This is a genomic window from Enterobacter sp. N5-15, assembly GCF_057221635.1.
In genome coordinates this window covers 2,832,317-2,848,660 of record NZ_CM170150.1, presented here as the reverse complement: position 1 = coordinate 2,848,660, position 16,344 = coordinate 2,832,317, and the positions used below count along the sequence as shown (strand labels likewise).

General features: G+C 56.9%; 17 protein-coding genes. 7 read left to right on the top strand and 10 right to left on the bottom strand.

Annotation, left to right across the window (positions count from 1 at the left end; translation table 11 throughout):
- Window positions 1–22: 22 nt before the first annotated feature.
- On the top strand, window positions 23–838 hold the full coding sequence (rlmA, locus tag AC2TE5_RS13535) for a 23S rRNA (guanine(745)-N(1))-methyltransferase (RefSeq protein WP_484611811.1): 816 nt from the start codon (window positions 23–25) through the stop codon (window positions 836–838).
- Here the strand turns inward: rlmA and mntP are convergent.
- From mntP to manX, 5 genes are all read right to left on the bottom strand, one after another.
- On the bottom strand, window positions 835–1,401 hold the full coding sequence (gene mntP, locus AC2TE5_RS13530; RefSeq protein ID WP_032642447.1) for a manganese efflux pump MntP: 567 nt from the start codon (window positions 1,399–1,401) through the stop codon (window positions 835–837). The two genes, rlmA and mntP, sit on opposite strands and share 4 nt — an antisense overlap.
- 398 nt (window positions 1,402–1,799) lie before the next feature.
- Window positions 1,800–2,258, bottom strand: coding sequence for a DUF986 family protein (locus AC2TE5_RS13525; protein ID WP_213822420.1), 459 nt, complete (start codon window positions 2,256–2,258; stop codon window positions 1,800–1,802).
- A gap of 55 nt (window positions 2,259–2,313) precedes the next feature.
- Window positions 2,314–3,165: a PTS mannose transporter subunit IID gene (locus tag AC2TE5_RS13520; protein WP_006810994.1), complete on the bottom strand. Its 852-nt coding sequence runs from the start codon at window positions 3,163–3,165 to the stop codon at window positions 2,314–2,316.
- Window positions 3,166–3,177: 12 nt separating this feature from the next.
- A complete protein-coding gene (gene manY, locus AC2TE5_RS13515; RefSeq protein WP_008500490.1) occupies window positions 3,178–3,978 on the bottom strand; it encodes a PTS mannose transporter subunit IIC in 801 nt (266 codons plus the stop codon).
- Between the two features lie 46 nt (window positions 3,979–4,024).
- A complete protein-coding gene (manX, locus tag AC2TE5_RS13510) occupies window positions 4,025–4,990 on the bottom strand; it encodes a PTS mannose transporter subunit IIAB (RefSeq protein ID WP_032658500.1) in 966 nt (321 codons plus the stop codon).
- Window positions 4,991–5,256: 266 nt separating this feature from the next.
- Here manX and AC2TE5_RS13505 point away from each other — a divergent pair, with 266 nt between their 5' ends.
- Window positions 5,257–5,466, top strand: a complete 210-nt coding sequence (locus AC2TE5_RS13505; RefSeq protein WP_071994519.1) for a protein YoaL — start codon at window positions 5,257–5,259, stop codon at window positions 5,464–5,466.
- Window positions 5,454–7,013: a TerC family protein gene (gene yoaE, locus AC2TE5_RS13500; protein WP_213327842.1), complete on the top strand. Its 1,560-nt coding sequence runs from the start codon at window positions 5,454–5,456 to the stop codon at window positions 7,011–7,013. The genes AC2TE5_RS13505 and yoaE overlap by 13 nt, the downstream gene beginning before the upstream one ends.
- A 6-nt stretch (window positions 7,014–7,019) precedes the next feature.
- Here yoaE and AC2TE5_RS13495 read toward each other — a convergent pair whose 3' ends face one another.
- The 4 genes from AC2TE5_RS13495 to pabB form a co-directional block, all read right to left on the bottom strand.
- Window positions 7,020–8,618, bottom strand: coding sequence for an EAL domain-containing protein (locus tag AC2TE5_RS13495; RefSeq protein WP_213327841.1), 1,599 nt, complete (start codon window positions 8,616–8,618; stop codon window positions 7,020–7,022).
- Between the two features lie 130 nt (window positions 8,619–8,748).
- Window positions 8,749–10,113: an L-serine ammonia-lyase gene (gene sdaA / locus AC2TE5_RS13490; protein ID WP_484611810.1), complete on the bottom strand. Its 1,365-nt coding sequence runs from the start codon at window positions 10,111–10,113 to the stop codon at window positions 8,749–8,751.
- A 185-nt stretch (window positions 10,114–10,298) separates the two neighbouring features.
- On the bottom strand, window positions 10,299–10,877 hold the full coding sequence (locus AC2TE5_RS13485; RefSeq protein WP_063143821.1) for a CoA pyrophosphatase: 579 nt from the start codon (window positions 10,875–10,877) through the stop codon (window positions 10,299–10,301).
- A 6-nt stretch (window positions 10,878–10,883) separates the two neighbouring features.
- Entirely contained in the window at window positions 10,884–12,209 is a 1,326-nt protein-coding gene (gene pabB / locus AC2TE5_RS13480; RefSeq protein ID WP_484613343.1) for an aminodeoxychorismate synthase component 1, read from the bottom strand.
- 61 nt (window positions 12,210–12,270) lie between these two features.
- Here pabB and AC2TE5_RS13475 point away from each other — a divergent pair, with 61 nt between their 5' ends.
- Entirely contained in the window at window positions 12,271–12,462 is a 192-nt protein-coding gene (locus AC2TE5_RS13475; RefSeq protein ID WP_213327840.1) for a YoaH family protein, read from the top strand.
- 6 nt (window positions 12,463–12,468) lie between these two features.
- On the opposite strand, the gene AC2TE5_RS13470 is transcribed toward AC2TE5_RS13475, so the two are convergent.
- Complete coding sequence (locus tag AC2TE5_RS13470) at window positions 12,469–12,813, bottom strand: RidA family protein (RefSeq protein WP_008500498.1); 345 nt, start codon at window positions 12,811–12,813, stop codon at window positions 12,469–12,471.
- Window positions 12,814–12,946: 133 nt separating this feature from the next.
- On the opposite strand from AC2TE5_RS13470, the gene yoaA reads away from it, so the two are divergent.
- The 3 genes from yoaA to AC2TE5_RS13455 all read left to right on the top strand — a co-directional run bounded on the left by yoaA (window position 12,947) and on the right by AC2TE5_RS13455 (window position 16,238).
- Window positions 12,947–14,857 (top strand): DNA repair helicase YoaA, encoded by a 1,911-nt coding sequence (gene yoaA, locus AC2TE5_RS13465; RefSeq protein WP_063430657.1) that lies wholly within the window; start codon window positions 12,947–12,949, stop codon window positions 14,855–14,857.
- Window positions 14,858–14,923: 66 nt separating this feature from the next.
- Complete coding sequence (tsaB, locus tag AC2TE5_RS13460; RefSeq protein ID WP_484611809.1) at window positions 14,924–15,619, top strand: tRNA (adenosine(37)-N6)-threonylcarbamoyltransferase complex dimerization subunit type 1 TsaB; 696 nt, start codon at window positions 14,924–14,926, stop codon at window positions 15,617–15,619.
- A 37-nt stretch (window positions 15,620–15,656) separates the two neighbouring features.
- Complete coding sequence (locus AC2TE5_RS13455; protein WP_484611808.1) at window positions 15,657–16,238, top strand: Slp family lipoprotein; 582 nt, start codon at window positions 15,657–15,659, stop codon at window positions 16,236–16,238.
- Window positions 16,239–16,344 lie beyond the last annotated feature (106 nt).

Below are 16,344 nucleotides of genomic sequence, written 5' to 3'. Positions count from 1 at the left end.
TTGATTATGCTCCGGAGTCACCATGTCCTTCAGTTGTCCCCTTTGCCACGCCCCCCTGACGCACACAGATAAAAGTTATACCTGTCCGCAGGGGCATCAGTTTGATATGGCAAAAGAAGGCTACGTGAATCTTCTGCCGGTGCAGCATAAGCGCTCCCGCGATCCTGGCGACAGTGCAGAGATGATGCAGGCGCGTCGCGCGTTTCTGGATGCCGCGCACTATCTGCCGCTGCGGGAGACCGTCGCGCAGATGCTGAATGACATTCTGCCGGATTCTGCCACCGCCATGCTCGATATCGGCTGCGGGGAAGGGTACTACACCGCCCGGTTTGCCGAGATTGCCCGTGAGAAGGGCGCGCTGACATTTGGTCTGGACGTGTCGAAAGTGGCCATTCGCGCGGCGGCAAAGCGTTACGCGGACGTGACGTTCTGCGTGGCATCCAGCCACCGGCTGCCGTTTGACGATGCCAGCATGGACGCTGTTATCCGCATTTACGCGCCCTGCAAGGCGGAAGAGCTGGCTCGCGTGGTGAAGCCGGGCGGATGGGTCGTCACCGTGACGCCAGGCCCGCGTCACCTGATGGAGCTGAAAGGCCTGATCTACGACGAAGTGCGTCTCCATGCCTCTCATTCTGAACAGCTGGCTGGTTTTAGCCTGAAGCAGGAGCAAAGCGTGGCGTATGAAATGACGCTGAAAGGGGAAGAGGCTACCGCGTTGCTGCAGATGACGCCGTTCGCGTGGCGGGCAAAACCGGAAGTATGGGAAGCGTTAGCTGCACACTTAACATTTCGCTGCCAGACGGATTTCAGTATCCACGTCTGGCAGCGCGAAGATTAACCGGCGAAGTGTGCCCAGAGGATCTGGGCACCAATGCCAATCAACACAATTCCCCCCAGGATCTCGGCGCGTTTACCCAGCAGCGGGCCGATAAACCGTCCAACCATCATGCCCAGCGTGGACATAATCAGCGTTGCGCAGCCGATGGCCAGCGCGGTGGCGATAATATTGACCTGCAGGAATGCCAGACCGACGCCAACGGCCATCGCATCAAGGCTGGTGGCAATGGCCGTGGTGACCAGCAGCCAGAACCCGTGGCGGTGCTGAGGTTCCTCGTCTTCTTCATCACCGCCGCGAAAACCTTCAATTACCATTCGACCACCGAGAAATACCAGCAGGACGAACGCAATCCAGTGGTTCCACTCCAGCACGAACTGGCTGGCGAGCATGCCAAGACCCCAGCCGATAAGCGGCGTCAGCGTTTCGATAGCACCGAAAATCAGGCCGGTACGCAGGGCTTCTGAGAACTTAGGTTTATGGAGCGTGGCGCCTTTTCCGATGGAAGCAGCAAACGCGTCCATGGACATGCCAAAAGCGAGGAGGATCGTAGCGGAGATATTCATAACAGCGTCCAGACCGGGGATATCCATATGACACATCACTGCCCCCAGTAAACAGCAGTTGATGTATCTATGGTCTCGCCTGATCGCGCCGCACATAAGATGTGCTGTAAGCGATCCGTACGCGCCACGTTTTTCAACGAGTATGTTGACACGTACATTTCCTGCGAGCAGGAAATCGGCTACTCCCCAACGACGGGCGCAACCTTAACATATTTTGAGAATATAAAACAACAATGAAGAGGCATTATTTAAAATGCTTAGTGATAACGATTTTCATTTGTCTTTAAGCGTGAAGATATCGTTAACAAATAGAGATCAAATTAACGGAGTGGATATAGCTTTGGCTATATTTCTTGCGCACGATAAACGCAGTATATAGCCATTGCTATATATATAACTTATTGAGTTTTAACGAGTAACTTGTATATCTTTTCCAGGTCGTCAATATTCTTCACCCGAACAAGCAGGCGACGTTGTTCTAATTGCATCACCAGCACACCGTCTTCGGATAAATTCATCTCTTTAATACGGTTATATTCTATCCACACATTGGCGAAGAAAAACCCGCGGGATTTAAAAATGATTTTCGGCGTGCGGATCCAGAACAGATAAACAGCCATTAATGCCAGCGCACATAATAACCATGTGGTTAATATTGCACCATGGCCGGTGACGTTATTGTAAATAAGAATAGCGATGAGACCCGCGAAGATAAACGCATCCACGCGCCCGCGTCGCAGAAGGGGAAGGGAGAGCAGCGTCTCGCCGTGACGGCGGGGCATGATGAACTCGTCATAGATCGCGTAAGCCAGAAGGGCAGCAATAAATAAAACCAGTACGATGTCCGTGACAGTCATTCATCCTCCAGATAAAAAAAACCGGGGGCAAGCCCCCGGCCTATAGCATTGAAACTTACAGACCCAGCAGGCCGACAGCGTAGCCCGCGATACCGATGACGAAGAAGCCAACGATAATCCACAGCGGGTTCACTTTCTTACGCAGCAGCCACATGCAGGCGAAGGTCAACAGCAGCGGTACCAGGCCAGGCATCAGCTGGTCCAGAATCGTCTGCACGGTGGTGACGCGCGTCTGTCCATCCTGCCCGGTGATGGTCGATACCACCAGCGGGATGTTCACGTGCGTCCACTTGTTAACCAGTGCCCCCATGACAAACAGGCCGAGGATTGACGCCCCCTCAGTCAGTTTCTGCAGGAAGCCGCCGCCCATGTCCTTAACGATATCTACCCCTTTACGGTAGCCGTAGGCCACACCGTAGTAGCGGGTCAGCAGGCGCACGGCGTTGAACAGGATGAAGAACAGCAGCGGGCCAAGCAGGCTGCCGCTCATCGCGATACCGGCACCCAGCGCCGCGAAGACCGGACGCACGGTACCCCAGAAGATAGGGTCACCGACACCGGCCAGCGGGCCCATCAGGCCGACTTTGATACCGTTGATAGCACCATCGTCAATCTCTGCGCCGTTCGCACGCTGTTCTTCCATCGCCAGCGTTACGCCCAGTACGGGGGCCGCAACGTAAGGATGGGTGTTAAAGAATTCCAGGTGACGCTTGATCGCCTGACGGCGCGCTTCGTTGTTTTCCGGGTACAGGCGTTTGATCGCCGGTACCATGGAGAAGCAGAAACCCAGCGCCTGCATACGTTCGAAGTTCCATGAACCCTGAAACAGGTTAGAACGGATGAACACGCCACGAATATCACCCGGAGTGAGTTTTTTCTCGGTGGTAGTTTTTGTCATATCAACCATTTCGCTCACCTGTTAGTCCAGTTCGTTATCGAGATCGTTGTTACCAGCAGCCTGCGCTGGGGCACCCGCGACGCGGTTGTATTTCGGGCTGAGCTGGATGTAGAGAATCGCCATCACCGCACCAATCACGCCCAGTGCAACCAGGTTGAAGTTGGTGAAGGCAGCGGTCACGAAGCCGAGGTAGAAGAACGGCATCAGGTAGCCTGCGCGCATCATGTTGATGACCATCGCATAACCGACGACCACGATCATACCGCCCGCGATGTTCAGACCGCCGGTGACCACTTCTGGAATGGCGTTCAGCATGCTCTGGACTTCACTGGTACCGACGGAGATCGCCACGATAACCGCCGGGATCGCGATACGCATCGCCTGCAGGAACAGGGATGAAACGTGGATCCACGACAGGGCCGTGAGGTTGCCGTTTTCGGCCGCCTTATCCGCCGCGTGCTGGAAGGCAACGGTGATAGTACGAACGATGATGGTCAGAACCTGGCCTGCTGCTGCCAGCGGGATCGCCAGGGCGATACCGGCACCAATACTCTGATGACCAGCAATAACCAGAACGGTCGAAATGATAGAGGCCAGCGCGGCATCGGGCGCAACCGCCGCGCCGATGTTCATCCAGCCCAGGGCGATCATTTCCAGGGTACCACCGATGATGATACCGGTTTTCATGTCACCCAGAACGGCCCCAATCAGCGTACAGGCCACCAGAGGGCGGTGGAACTGAAATTCATCAAGTACGGATTCCATACCCGCAATACATGCGACGACGAACACCAGCACAATCTGAAGAGTGGTAATCTCCATTGCACTTCTCCTATTACATAAGCTTTATGTGAGAACCGGCGCGGGCTTATTTCCCAACTTTGCCGATCAAATCCATCATTTTCAGTTTTTGATCCGTGGAGACCTTACGGGCTTCCAGTTCAATACCGCGCGCATTCAGCTTGTTGAATGCCTCGATATCTTTCGCATCGACTGAAATGGCGTTGTTGACCTGCGTTTTGCCCTGACGGAATGCCATACCACCAATGTTCACGGAGGTGATTTTCACGCCGCCTTCAACAATGCGCTCAACGTCTGTCGGGTTAGTGAACAGGAGCATCACGCGTTCACCCGCGTATTTCGGGTTGTTGTAAACGCGGATCATCTTGGCGACATCCACAACGTGCGCGGTAACGCCAGGAGGAGCTACCTGAGTCAGAAGGGTTTTACGTACGGTATCGGCGGCAACTTCGTCGCTGACCACGATAATGCGTCGAACGTTGGTCTCTTTGGTCCAGCGCGTGGCAACCTGGCCGTGGATTAAACGGTCATCAATACGCGCAAGGCCGATAACCATATAATCGTTCGGGCCCATCGGTTTTGCCGGTGCTGCCGCTTTTGGTGCCGCTGCAGGCGCAGGGGCGGGTTTTTCAACCGGCTGCGCTTTCAGGGCTTTTACCCCTTCGCGACCGGTTTCAACGGCCAGTGCCACCAGCTCATCGAACGCCGGATTGTCGTCGCGCGCCATGAAGGTTTCCACCAGCATGGGAATATTCACCCCGGCGACAACTTCATAGTGCTCTTTATCGACGACAATGCGGCTGGCGGCATTGAACGGGCTGCCGCCCCATGTATCAACGAGAAACAGCACGCCTTTGCTGGTATCCAGCTTCGCGAGTTGAGCGTTGTACTTCTCTATCAGCGTCTCGGCATTTTCACCGGGAACGAAATCGATCCAGCCGACGTTTTCCTGCTCGCCCAACAGCATCTCTGCCGTTTTGAGTAGCTGCTCAGCAGCCCAACCATGTGTGCCTATGACAATAGCAATGGTCACTTGCTACCTCCTTTTATTATCATTAATACGCCTGCCAGGCAGTCGTACTGAGAATCGTATTGGCGAACCGAATCGATTCAGATAAGGGTTAGAGTTCAAAAAAACTAAGACTTCCGCGAATTATTTTAGATAGTGAAAAAATAATTTATGTGATGAAGATCCGTAATTTAGCCACGCGTTACAGATTTATCTGTAGAGTAAAGCCGCTGTGTTACAGAACTTTGCAAAGGAACGTAAATCTTTGCTAAAAACACATTGTCTCTGATATGTTTAGCCTCCGTTTAATTGTTCAGGAGTATAGGGCTACAGCCCACTATATGGACCGTCACCGACGTCAGTCATCTACCAGGCCATTTCGCGCCTTATTCACCGGCGATCCTCGCCACGTATCGACTCTGTTTACCTCTGTTTTGCCCACGTTGAGTGGGGCACCGTTTCGTCATTCCTTTAGCAGGAGCTTGTCATGGAATTCTTAATGGACCCGTCAATCTGGGTGGGATTGCTCACGCTGGTGGTGCTGGAGATTGTTCTCGGCATTGATAACCTGGTGTTTATCGCCATCCTTGCGGACAAACTGCCGCCAAAACAGCGTGATAAAGCGCGCCTGATTGGTCTCTCGCTAGCGCTGGTCATGCGACTGGGGCTGCTCTCCGTCATCTCCTGGATGGTCACGCTGACCAAACCGCTGTTCTCCGTCATGGATTACACCTTCTCCGGGCGTGATTTAATCATGCTGATCGGGGGGATATTCCTGCTTTTCAAAGCGACGACAGAGCTACACGAGCGGCTGGAAAACCGTCAGCACGATGATGGGCACGGTAAAGGCTATGCCAGCTTCTGGGTGGTGGTGCTGCAGATCGTGGTGCTTGATGCGGTCTTCTCGCTGGATGCGGTGATCACGGCGGTCGGCATGGTGAATCATCTGCCGGTAATGATGGCGGCTGTCGTTATTGCGATGGCGGTAATGCTGCTGGCCTCGAAGCCGCTGACGCGCTTCGTCAACCAGCATCCAACGGTGGTGGTACTGTGTCTGAGCTTCCTGCTGATGATCGGCCTGAGCCTGGTGGCGGAAGGTTTTGGCTTCCATATTCCGAAAGGCTACCTGTACGCCGCGATTGGCTTCTCGATCCTGATTGAGCTCTTTAACCAGATTGCGCGCCGTAACTTTATTAAGCAGCAGTCGAATCAGCCGCTGCGCGCCCGTACCGCAGATGCCATTCTGCGCCTGATGGGCGGTCGTCGTCAGGTGAACGTCCAGTCTGATTCCGAAAACCACAACCCGGTTCCGGTCCCGGAAGGGGCGTTTGTGGAACAAGAGCGCTACATGATCAACGGCGTGCTCTCCCTGGCCTCCCGTTCGCTGCGCGGCATCATGACGCCGCGCGGGGAAATCAGCTGGGTTGATGCTAACCTGAGCGTGGATGAAATTCGCCAGCAGCTGCTCTCTTCACCGCACAGCCTGTTCCCGGTGTGTCGCGGTGAGCTGGATGAGATCATCGGCGTCGTGCGGGCGAAAGAGATGCTGGTGGCCCTGGAAGAGGGCGTCAACGTGGAAGCCGTTGCTGCCGCGTCGCCTGCGATTGTCGTGCCGGAAACGCTGGATCCTATCAACCTGCTCGGGGTGCTGCGCCGCGCTCGCGGTAGCTTTGTTATCGTCACCAACGAGTTTGGCGTGGTGCAGGGGCTGGTTACGCCGCTGGACGTGCTGGAAGCGATTGCCGGTGAATTCCCGGATGCCGACGAAACGCCAGAGATCGTAGCCGACGGTGAAGGCTGGCTGGTTAAAGGTACCACCGACCTGCACGCGCTCTCGCACACGCTGGGGCTGGAAAACGTGATCAACGATGAAGAAGACATCGCGACCGTTGCCGGTCTGGCGATCGCGGTTAACGGGCAAATCCCGCGCGTCGGAGATGTGATCGAGCTGGGGCCGCTGCACATTACGATCGTTGAAGCCAACGACTATCGCGTTGATATGGTTCGTATTGTTAAAGAACAATCAGCCCACGATGAAGATGAATAAGCCGGCTTAGCGCAGCGGCATTAAGGGCACGATGTGCCCGTTATGATGCGCTGGCGGGGGCGCGCCTCCCGCCAGCCACTTCGGAAAATCACGTAGCGGCATGGGCCGCGCATAGAAAAAGCCCTGCAGGACGGGCACACCATGGCGGCGCAAATAGCGCGCCTGCTCCTCTGTCTCGACCCCCTCAGCAACCAGTTCAATATTCAGCCGCTGACCCAGCGCAATAATCATATCCGTCACCGTCGAGTTCACGGCGTCGGTGCCGATGGCGGTGGTAAACGACTGGTCAATTTTCAGCACGTCCGGGTGCAGCTTTTCAAGCCAGGAGAGGGAGCTGTTGCCGGTACCAAAATCGTCGATGGCCAGCTTCACCCCTTTGCGATGCAGTTCGCGCACGATGCGATAGTCCGCATCCAGCAGCGCATCCCGTTCCGTGAGTTCAATCACCAGCTGCTGGTGCGGGAAGGCGCTGAACCAGAGGCGGTTCAGGTCCTGGATTAACATCGCGTGACGGAAATGGCTGGCGGCGACGTTAATACCGATGTGAAAACCGGCGTTGGCGGGGAAGTAGCCTATCTGGCGCACCGTTTCGGCGATGACATAGCGGGTCAGGGGGACAATCTGGTTATGTTCTTCTGCCAGAGGGATAAACACCTCCGGGGTGATCCAACCCTGACGCGGATTGTTCCAGCGCAGCAGGATCTCCACGCCGGTGCACGCCTGGGTACGGGCATTCACCAGCGGCTGGCAGAAAAGCTCAAATTCCCGCGCCGCAATGCCCATATCGATCTCCCACGTGAAGCTCATCCGGTTTGCCGTTGCCAGCCAGGCGAGATAGCCCAGCAGCAGGCTGAGCATCAGCCCCAGCGGCAGCTGGGCTGGCAGGCTTTTTAAGGCTAACTCTCCAGGACCTGGCCCGCTGACCGTAATGGTGAAAGGATTTCGGGTTGATGACTGCCGGAAAAGAGATCCCTCCTCATCAAAGGTCAGGCTGTCGCTGACGCGTTGTCCATAGCGCAGAAAGCGATCGCCCACGGTCAGCGCCACGTCATTGATGAGAGGGCGCTGGGGCTCGAGGATCATTTTGGCGATCAGATCGATATTGATGATTTCGATAACGCCAGCTTCACCATCCTGCGAGACGGGATACCACTGGACCAATATCGGGCTATCTTTAAGCAGCCACTGGTCGGTCGATAAAATCAGCTTAGCCGTGCTGGCGGGCAATTCTTTCAGGAAGTCGCGAACGGGCACGTTGCGGCTCCCGAAAATACTCGAGCAGTACAGGATTCCGTCGTTAATCAGGGCGATGGAGCGTACCGTCTGCAAAATGGCGGCCTGCTTTCGCAGCGCCAGGTGCGCCTGCGGGCAGGGCTGCCCCACCAGGGGTTGCAGCACGCTGCGGCGGTTCTCTAAAGAAAGCAGAACGTTATCAAGGGCGCGAACGGTGTGGCTGGTAAAATCGAGGATCCGCTGTTGGTTAACATTGCGCTGTGAAATAAAGCGAATGCCTAACGTCAGGATGAGCGTGAGGAGCGCAACCGTGACGCAGACGATAACGCGTTTTCGGCGATAGTTTTTAATGATCGTTTGTGCAGTTTGCATGAACGGTCGCCTGATAAGCCACCAGCCACAAAAGCCGGACGCAACAGTGAAAGTGTAGTGGGGAAAGCAGAAGGAGACGAGAAAGAAGAGGGAAATTCGCCCATCCGTTGCAGATGGGCGAAAGGCAGTATTAGTCGCACTGCACCTTAATGGCCAGGCCACCGCGGGACGTCTCGCGGTATTTCGCGTTCATGTCTTTGCCGGTTTCGTACATGGTTTCAATCACCTTATCCAGCGATACGCGAGGTTCACTGGTACGGCGCATCGCCATGCGTGAGGCGTTGATGGCTTTCACCGAGGCAATCGCGTTACGCTCGATGCACGGCACCTGAACCTGGCCCGCAACCGGGTCACAGGTCAGACCGAGGTTATGTTCCATACCGATTTCAGCGGCCACGCAGACCTGCTCAGGGCTTGCGCCCAGCAGCTCTGCCAGACCCGCCGCCGCCATGGAGCAGGCAACGCCGACTTCACCCTGACAGCCCACTTCAGCACCGGAAATGGAGGCGTTCATTTTGTACAGCGCACCGATGGCACCTGACGCCAGGAAATAGCGGATATAGATGTCCGGCGTCACGGGCTCAATAAAGTGATCGTAGTAGGCCAGCACTGCCGGAACGATACCGCAGGCACCGTTGGTTGGCGCCGTCACGACGCGGCCACCGGCGGCGTTCTCTTCGTTAACCGCCAGGGCAAACATGTTTACCCAGTCGACCACGTTCATCGGGTCGTTGGAGAACTTGTCCGTGGTCACCAGCATACGGCGCAGGGCGGAGGCACGACGCGGTACGCGCAGTGGACCCGGCAGAACGCCTTCGGTGTTCATCCCGCGATCGATACAGGCGCGCATGGTTTGCCAGACGTTCGCAAAATAGTCTTCAATCTCTTTTTTGCTGTGCAGGGCCAGTTCGTTCTGCATCACCATACCGGACAGGGAAAGACCGGTCTCTTTACAGTAACCCAGCATTTCAGTAGCCGATTTGAACGGGTACGGTACGTTGACGTCGCCGACGCTGTCTTTGCCAAAATGCTCTTCATCCACGATGAAGCCACCGCCGATGGAGTAGTACGTTTTGCTGTAAATCTCTTTTTCACCGCTATAAGCGTGAATGGTCATGCCGTTTTCGTGCAGCGGCAGGTTGTCGCTACGAAAACGCATGCCGTCATCCTGCGGGAAATCGACTTCCTGCTGGCCGTTTGCCAGCAGCAGGCGGCCGCGTGTTTCCACGTCGCGGATGAATGCCGGGATGGCATCAATATCAACGGTATCCGGCATATTGCCTGCCAGACCCATAATAATGGCGATATCGGTGTGGTGGCCTTTACCCGTTAATGACAGCGAGCCGTAAACATCCACGGCGACACGGGTAACGCGTTCCAGTAATCCTTTTTCGACCAGATCATCGACGAACTGTTTACCGGCCTTCATCGGGCCAACAGTATGGGAAGACGAAGGGCCAATTCCCACTTTGAACATGTCGAATATACTAATCACTTTCACACTCCTGACAGGGTTACCGGGGTTCCAGTAACGATGTTATAACTGCGCATAGTGTAAGAGGGAACACCGACCTCGGCTTAACTATTCACATGAATTAAACTAATGGTTAACGATGGGTTTTGCTAATAGCGCGACGCAGATCGCAAACCTGGCAGAAGAGGGCGGAATGTAAAGTATAGTCAAGGCTTCAGGCCGATTTGCAACGCCAGCTCACGAATAATGCCCGCCGTCATGCCCCAGACAAAATAATGCTGATACCAGGACAACCAGACCCGATGGTCGTGCCCGCGACGCTGAATATCCAGCGGGTGATAACGACTCAGTCGGAGGGCTTCATCCAGCGGCATTTCAAACACCGCAGAGACTTCATCGACGCTGGCGTGATACTGCAGGCCCGGCGGGATAATGCCCACCACCGGCGTGACCTGAAAACCGGTGACGCTGTCGACGGGGGGCAGCACGCCGATGACCTCCACAGCCTCCGGTGGAATGGCAACCTCTTCTTGCGCTTCCCGCAGCGCGGCGGCAATCAGCGAGGCGTCGGAGCTGTCTACGGCACCACCCGGAAAGGCGACCTGACCCGCGTGCTTACGTAAATGGGGAGAACGCTGGGTGAGCAGCAGGCCAGGCTGCTCGCGACGCACGACCGGGATCAGCACGGCCGCCTGTCGCTGATTCAGCGCCTCGCGGTTGACCTGCGGTCGTAATAGCTGAAAGCGAGATAAAAAGTCATCCAGCGTCAGGTTCTCTTTTTCCACCCGTGATTACTCCAGTTGTTTCAGGATACGGTTAACTTTATCAAAGGTTTCCTGATATTCCGCATCGACCTGGCTATCGGCGACAATGCCGCCCCCGGCCGAACAGTAAAGGTTTCCGTCGCAGGCGGTCAGCGTGCGAATGGTAATGCTGGTATCCAGCGTGCCGCACAGGCTGATATAGCCAATGCTGCCGCACCAGGCGTTGCGGCGCTGCGGCTCCAGCTCATCAATGATCTCCATCGCCCGCACCTTTGGCGCGCCGGTGATGGAGCCGCCCGGAAACGCCGCGCGCAGAAGATCGCAGGCCGTACGTGATGCCGGCAGCGTCGCGGTGATGGTACTGACCAGATGATGCACCGCCGGGAAAGGCTCGACGACAAACAGTTCCGGCACGCGCACGCTGCCCGGAACGGCCACCCGGCCAATGTCGTTACGCATCAGATCGACAATCATCAGGTTCTCGGCGCGGTCTTTCGGCGAGGCGGCCAGCTTTTCCGCCTGCTGGCGATCGGCGTCGGGATCGGCAAGACGCGGCAGGGTGCCTTTAATCGGACGGGTTTGAATCGTGCCCTCGGCCAGGTGAATAAAGCGCTCCGGAGACAGGCTGAGTATGGCCCCCTGTTCCAGACGGACAAACGCGCTGAACGGCGCCTTATTGCTGGCATTTAGGCGGGTAAACGCCTGCCACTCATCTCCCCGGTATGTCGCCTGGAAGCGCTGGGCGAGGTTAACCTGGTAGCAGTCACCGCTATGCAGATACGCCTGAACGCGCGCGAATTTTTCGGCATACTCCGCAGCGCTCATATTTGAGCGCCAGCCGGAGGTCAGCGTGAACGTCTGTGCCGGGGCAGGCTGCTGCGCCTCAAGCCACGCCCGGCGCGCCTGCACGTCACGATGGCTCAGCAGGGAAACCGTTTTTTTCTGGTGATCGACAATTAACGCCCAGTCATACAGCCCCACGGCCATGTCTGGCAGGGAAATATCAGCCTGCGCATGCTCCGGCAGCGTTTCGAAACGGCGGCCCAGGTCATAACCAAACAGGCCCAGCGCGCCCCCCTGAAAAGGGAGGTCCGGGTTTGGCGCGGCAGATAAGCCTAGCGCGTTAATGGCCTGCTGAAGCTGCACCAGCGGATCGTCCGTTAACGACAGGTCATCGGTTGTCAGCGTCTTTAGCGGATCGGCCACCAGAATATCGAAGCGGCTATAGGGATGGTCCGCATGGCCGGAATGCAGCAGCATCGCAAACGGAAGATGGCTCAGGCGGGCAAACCAGAATTCAGCGGCGTCTGCACGCCAGGGCAAGGTAATAACAGTGGGGAAGCGCATGTTCATGTGTGGCATACTACCGGGCAGCGTGAAATAATTAGCGCGAATAATTTAGCAGGAGTTGACGATGTTTGCAGGTTTACCTTCTCTCAGTCATGACCAACAGCAGAAAGCGGTTGAACGCATTCAGGAACTGATGTCCCAGGGGATGAGCAGCGGAGAGGCGATTACGGTTGTCGCTCAGGAGATTCGCGCCAGTCATTCCGGCGAGCGGATTGTGGCGCGATTCGAAGATGAAGATGAAGATCCAGAAGAGTAATCGGGCTTACACCGCCGCGATAATCTTGATCTCAACCTTATACTCCGGTTTCATCAGCGTGGCCTGTACGGTGCAGCGTACAGGCGCGTGACCTGCCACAACCCATGCATCCCAGGCTTTGTTCATCGCCGCGAAATCGTCTTTGTTTGCCAGGAAAATCGTCGCATCCAGAATGCGGGATTTGTCGCTGCCCTGTTTTTCCAGCACGGCGTCAATCTGCGCCAGGGTATTGGCCGTCTGCTCGAACGCATCCGCGTCCAGGTTAGCCGGTACGCCGGTGTAGTAAAGCGTCTGGTTATGGATCACCACATCAGACCAGCGGGCTTCGGCATCAATGCGCACAATTGTCATAAACGTTTCCTCGTTATTTTTCGTCGTCAGGCGGCAAGACTGCCATATTGTTCTCCTGTCGTCACTATTTGGGGTGGCACAGGAGAGGATGGGCTGACATAATCCCTGTGCAAAAATACAGTGAGAGAGCACCGTGGCAGACGATTTTTCCCCTGAAGGTCAATTAGCGCAGGCTATCCCCGGCTTCAAACCCCGTGAGCCTCAGCGTCAGATGGCGCACGCCGTTGCGCACGCCATCGATAAGGCTCAGCCGCTGGTGGTCGAAGCCGGAACCGGCACGGGTAAAACGTATGCTTACCTTGCTCCGGCGCTGCGCGCGAAGAAGAAGGTGATTATTTCCACCGGATCGAAGGCGCTGCAGGATCAGCTCTACAGCCGCGATTTGCCCACGGTGGCTAAGGCGCTGAAATACAAGGGGCGTCTGGCCTTGCTGAAGGGGCGCTCTAACTATCTCTGCCTGGAACGTCTTGAGCAGCAGGCGCTGGCGGGCGGCGACCTGCCGGTACAAACCCTCAGCGACGTCATTATCCTTCGCGCCTGGGCGAACCAGACCGAAGAGGGCGATATCAGCACCTGCGCGAGCGTGCCGGAAGATTCCCCGGCCTGGCCGCTGGTGACCAGCACCAACGACAACTGCCTCGGCAGCGACTGTCCGCTGTATAAAGACTGCTTCGTGGTGAAAGCGCGCAAAACGGCGATGGACGCGGACGTGGTGGTGGTGAACCACCATCTGTTCCTCGCGGATATGGTCGTCAAGGACAGCGGCTTCGGCGAGCTGATCCCGGAGGCGGACGTGATGATCTTCGACGAAGCCCACCAGCTTCCGGACATCGCCAGCCAGTATTTCGGCCAGTCGCTTTCCAGCCGCCAGCTGCAGGATCTGGCGAAAGATTTCACCATCGCTTACCGGACCGAACTCAAAGATACCCAGCAGCTGCAGAAGTGTGCCGACCGTCTGGCCCAAAGCGCGCAGGATTTCCGCTTACAGCTCGGCGAGCCGGGCTATCGCGGCAACCTGCGCGAGCTGCTGGCGGACAAAAACATCCAGCGCGCGCTGCTGCTGCTCGATGATGCCCTGGAACTCTGCTACGACGTGGCAAAACTGTCCCTCGGCCGTTCCGCGCTGCTGGATGCGGCCTTCGAACGCGCTACGCTCTATCGCGGGCGGCTCAAACGGCTGAAAGAGATTAACCAGCCGGGGTTCAGCTACTGGTATGAGTGCACCTCGCGGCACTTCACGCTGGCGCTCACGCCGCTGACGGTGGCGGATAAGTTTAAAGAGGTGATGGCGCAAAAACCGGGAAGCTGGATCTTCACCTCGGCAACCCTGTCGGTGAATGACGATCTACATCACTTCACGGAACGTCTTGGCATTGAGGAGGCGGAATCGCTGCTCCTGCCCAGCCCGTTCGATTACGAAAAACAGGCGCTGCTCTGCGTTCCTCGTAATCTGCCGCTGCCGAACCAGCCGGGTGCGGCGCGTCATCTGGCAGCGATGTTAAAACCGATGATCGAGGCCAACAACGGCCGCTGCTTTATGCTCTGCACCTCTCACGCCATGATGCGTGACCTCGCCGAGCAGTTCCGCGCTACTATGACCTTACCGGTGCTGCTGCAGGGCGAAACCAGCAAAGGCCAGCTGTTACAGCAGTTTGTCAGCGCCGGGAATGCCCTGCTGGTGGCAACCAGCAGCTTCTGGGAAGGGGTCGACGTGCGGGGCGATACGCTCTCGCTGGTGATCATTGATAAGCTGCCGTTTACCTCTCCGGACGATCCGCTGCTGAAGGCGCGCATGGAAGACTGCCGCCTGCGCGGGGGCGATCCGTTTGACGAGGTGCAGCTGCCGGACGCGGTGATTACCCTCAAGCAGGGGGTAGGGCGATTGATCCGCGACGTTACCGATCGCGGGGTGCTGGTCATTTGCGATAACCGGCTGGTGATGCGTCCTTATGGGGCAACCTTCCTCGCCAGCCTGCCGCCCGCGCCCCGGACGCGGGACATAAAACGCGCGGTGCGTTTCCTGGCAAACCCAACGGCGGAGTAATTTACCCCGGAGTGTGCTAAGATGCGCGCCATTTTGTGACTGACCCTTGCGAGAGCGCGACGACTGATGCGAATTCTGGCTATTGATACCGCGACAGAGGCTTGCTCTGTCGCTCTGTTGAACGACGGTGCTGTTTCTGCCCATTTCGAAGAGTGCCCACGGGAACACACCCAGCGCATTCTGCCCCTGGTAAAAGCCATTTTAACCCAGGGCAATACCTCCTTAACCGACCTCGACGCGCTGGCCTTTGGCCGTGGCCCTGGCAGCTTTACGGGCGTGCGCATCGGGATTGGGATTGCGCAGGGGCTGGCGCTGGGCGCTGAACTACCGATGATCGGCGTCTCTACCCTCGCCACCATGGCGCAGGGCGCATGGCGCATGACCGGGGCAACGCGCGTCCTGGCCGCAATAGATGCCCGCATGGGCGAAGTTTACTGGGCCGAATACACTCGCGACGAGCAGGGCGTGTGGCACGGTGAAGAGACGGAAGCCGTGCTTAAGCCGGAAGCGGTCACTGAACGACTGCAACAGCTCTCCGGTGAGTGGGCGACCGTCGGCACCGGCTGGCCTGCGTGGCCGGAGATGGCGAGCGGCACCGGCGTGACGCTGGTGGACGGCAACATGCTGCTGCCGGCTGCGGAAGATATGCTTCCGATTACCTGCCAGCTGCTCGCAGCAGGAAAAACCGTTGCCGTTGAACACGCGGAGCCGGTTTATTTGCGAAACACCGTTGCGTGGAAGAAACTTCCGGGCCGCGAGTGAATCTCAGTAACAGGAACTGAGAAAAAGGAGTCGCATCATGGCGGTTCAGACTAAAGTAGTACGCCTTATTATGGCAGGCGCGGTTGCCATAGCACTGAGCGGATGCGTTTCCGTTCCTGATGCGATTAAGGGCAGCAGCCCGACGCCACAGGAGGATCTGGTTCGGGTGATGAATGCGCCTGAGCTGTACGTTGGCCAGGAAGCGCGCTTTGGCGGTAAGGTCATCGACGTACAAAACCAGCAGGGGAAAACCCGTCTGGAGATCGCGACCGTTCCGCTGGACAGCGGCGCACGGCCGGTACTGGGTGAGGCCTCCCGCGGGCGTATCTATGCGGACATCAGTGGTTTCCTCGATCCGGTCGATTTTCGCGGACAGCTGGTGACCGTCGTCGGGCCGATTACCGGCGCCGTGCAGGGCAAAATCGGCAGCACGCCGTATAAATTTATGACCATGCAGGTCAACGGGTATAAACGCTGGCGGCTGGCACAGCAGGTGATCATGCCGCCTCAGCCGATGGATCCGTGGATGTGGGGTCCACATCCTTATCGTTACGGCTACCCGGGCTGGGGTTGGTACAACCCGGGTCCTGCACAGGTTCAGACGATCGTTACTGAGTAACTTACTGTTATTGTTAGAAAAGAGACAGCGGCTCAGCCGCTGTCTCTGTTTTTTTACGGATAAAACGAAAAAAAAGAGTGACGCGCTTCGCAACCTTAAATCTGAA

Coding starts and splice junctions, on each gene's coding strand:
- tsaB (WP_484611809.1), top strand. CDS start 14,924: ATGCGAATTCTGGCTATTGATACCGCGACAGAGGCTTGCTCTGTCGCT.
- AC2TE5_RS13455 (WP_484611808.1), top strand. CDS start 15,657: ATGGCGGTTCAGACTAAAGTAGTACGCCTTATTATGGCAGGCGCGGTT.
- rlmA (WP_484611811.1), top strand. CDS start 23: ATGTCCTTCAGTTGTCCCCTTTGCCACGCCCCCCTGACGCACACAGAT.
- mntP (WP_032642447.1), bottom strand. CDS start 1,401: ATGAATATCTCCGCTACGATCCTCCTCGCTTTTGGCATGTCCATGGAC.
- yoaE (WP_213327842.1), top strand. CDS start 5,454: ATGGAATTCTTAATGGACCCGTCAATCTGGGTGGGATTGCTCACGCTG.
- AC2TE5_RS13525 (WP_213822420.1), bottom strand. CDS start 2,258: ATGACTGTCACGGACATCGTACTGGTTTTATTTATTGCTGCCCTTCTG.
- AC2TE5_RS13495 (WP_213327841.1), bottom strand. CDS start 8,618: ATGCAAACTGCACAAACGATCATTAAAAACTATCGCCGAAAACGCGTT.
- manY (WP_008500490.1), bottom strand. CDS start 3,978: ATGGAGATTACCACTCTTCAGATTGTGCTGGTGTTCGTCGTCGCATGT.
- AC2TE5_RS13475 (WP_213327840.1), top strand. CDS start 12,271: ATGTTTGCAGGTTTACCTTCTCTCAGTCATGACCAACAGCAGAAAGCG.
- AC2TE5_RS13505 (WP_071994519.1), top strand. CDS start 5,257: ATGTTTAGCCTCCGTTTAATTGTTCAGGAGTATAGGGCTACAGCCCAC.
- AC2TE5_RS13520 (WP_006810994.1), bottom strand. CDS start 3,165: ATGGTTGATATGACAAAAACTACCACCGAGAAAAAACTCACTCCGGGT.
- AC2TE5_RS13470 (WP_008500498.1), bottom strand. CDS start 12,813: ATGACAATTGTGCGCATTGATGCCGAAGCCCGCTGGTCTGATGTGGTG.
- pabB (WP_484613343.1), bottom strand. CDS start 12,209: ATGAACATGCGCTTCCCCACTGTTATTACCTTGCCCTGGCGTGCAGAC.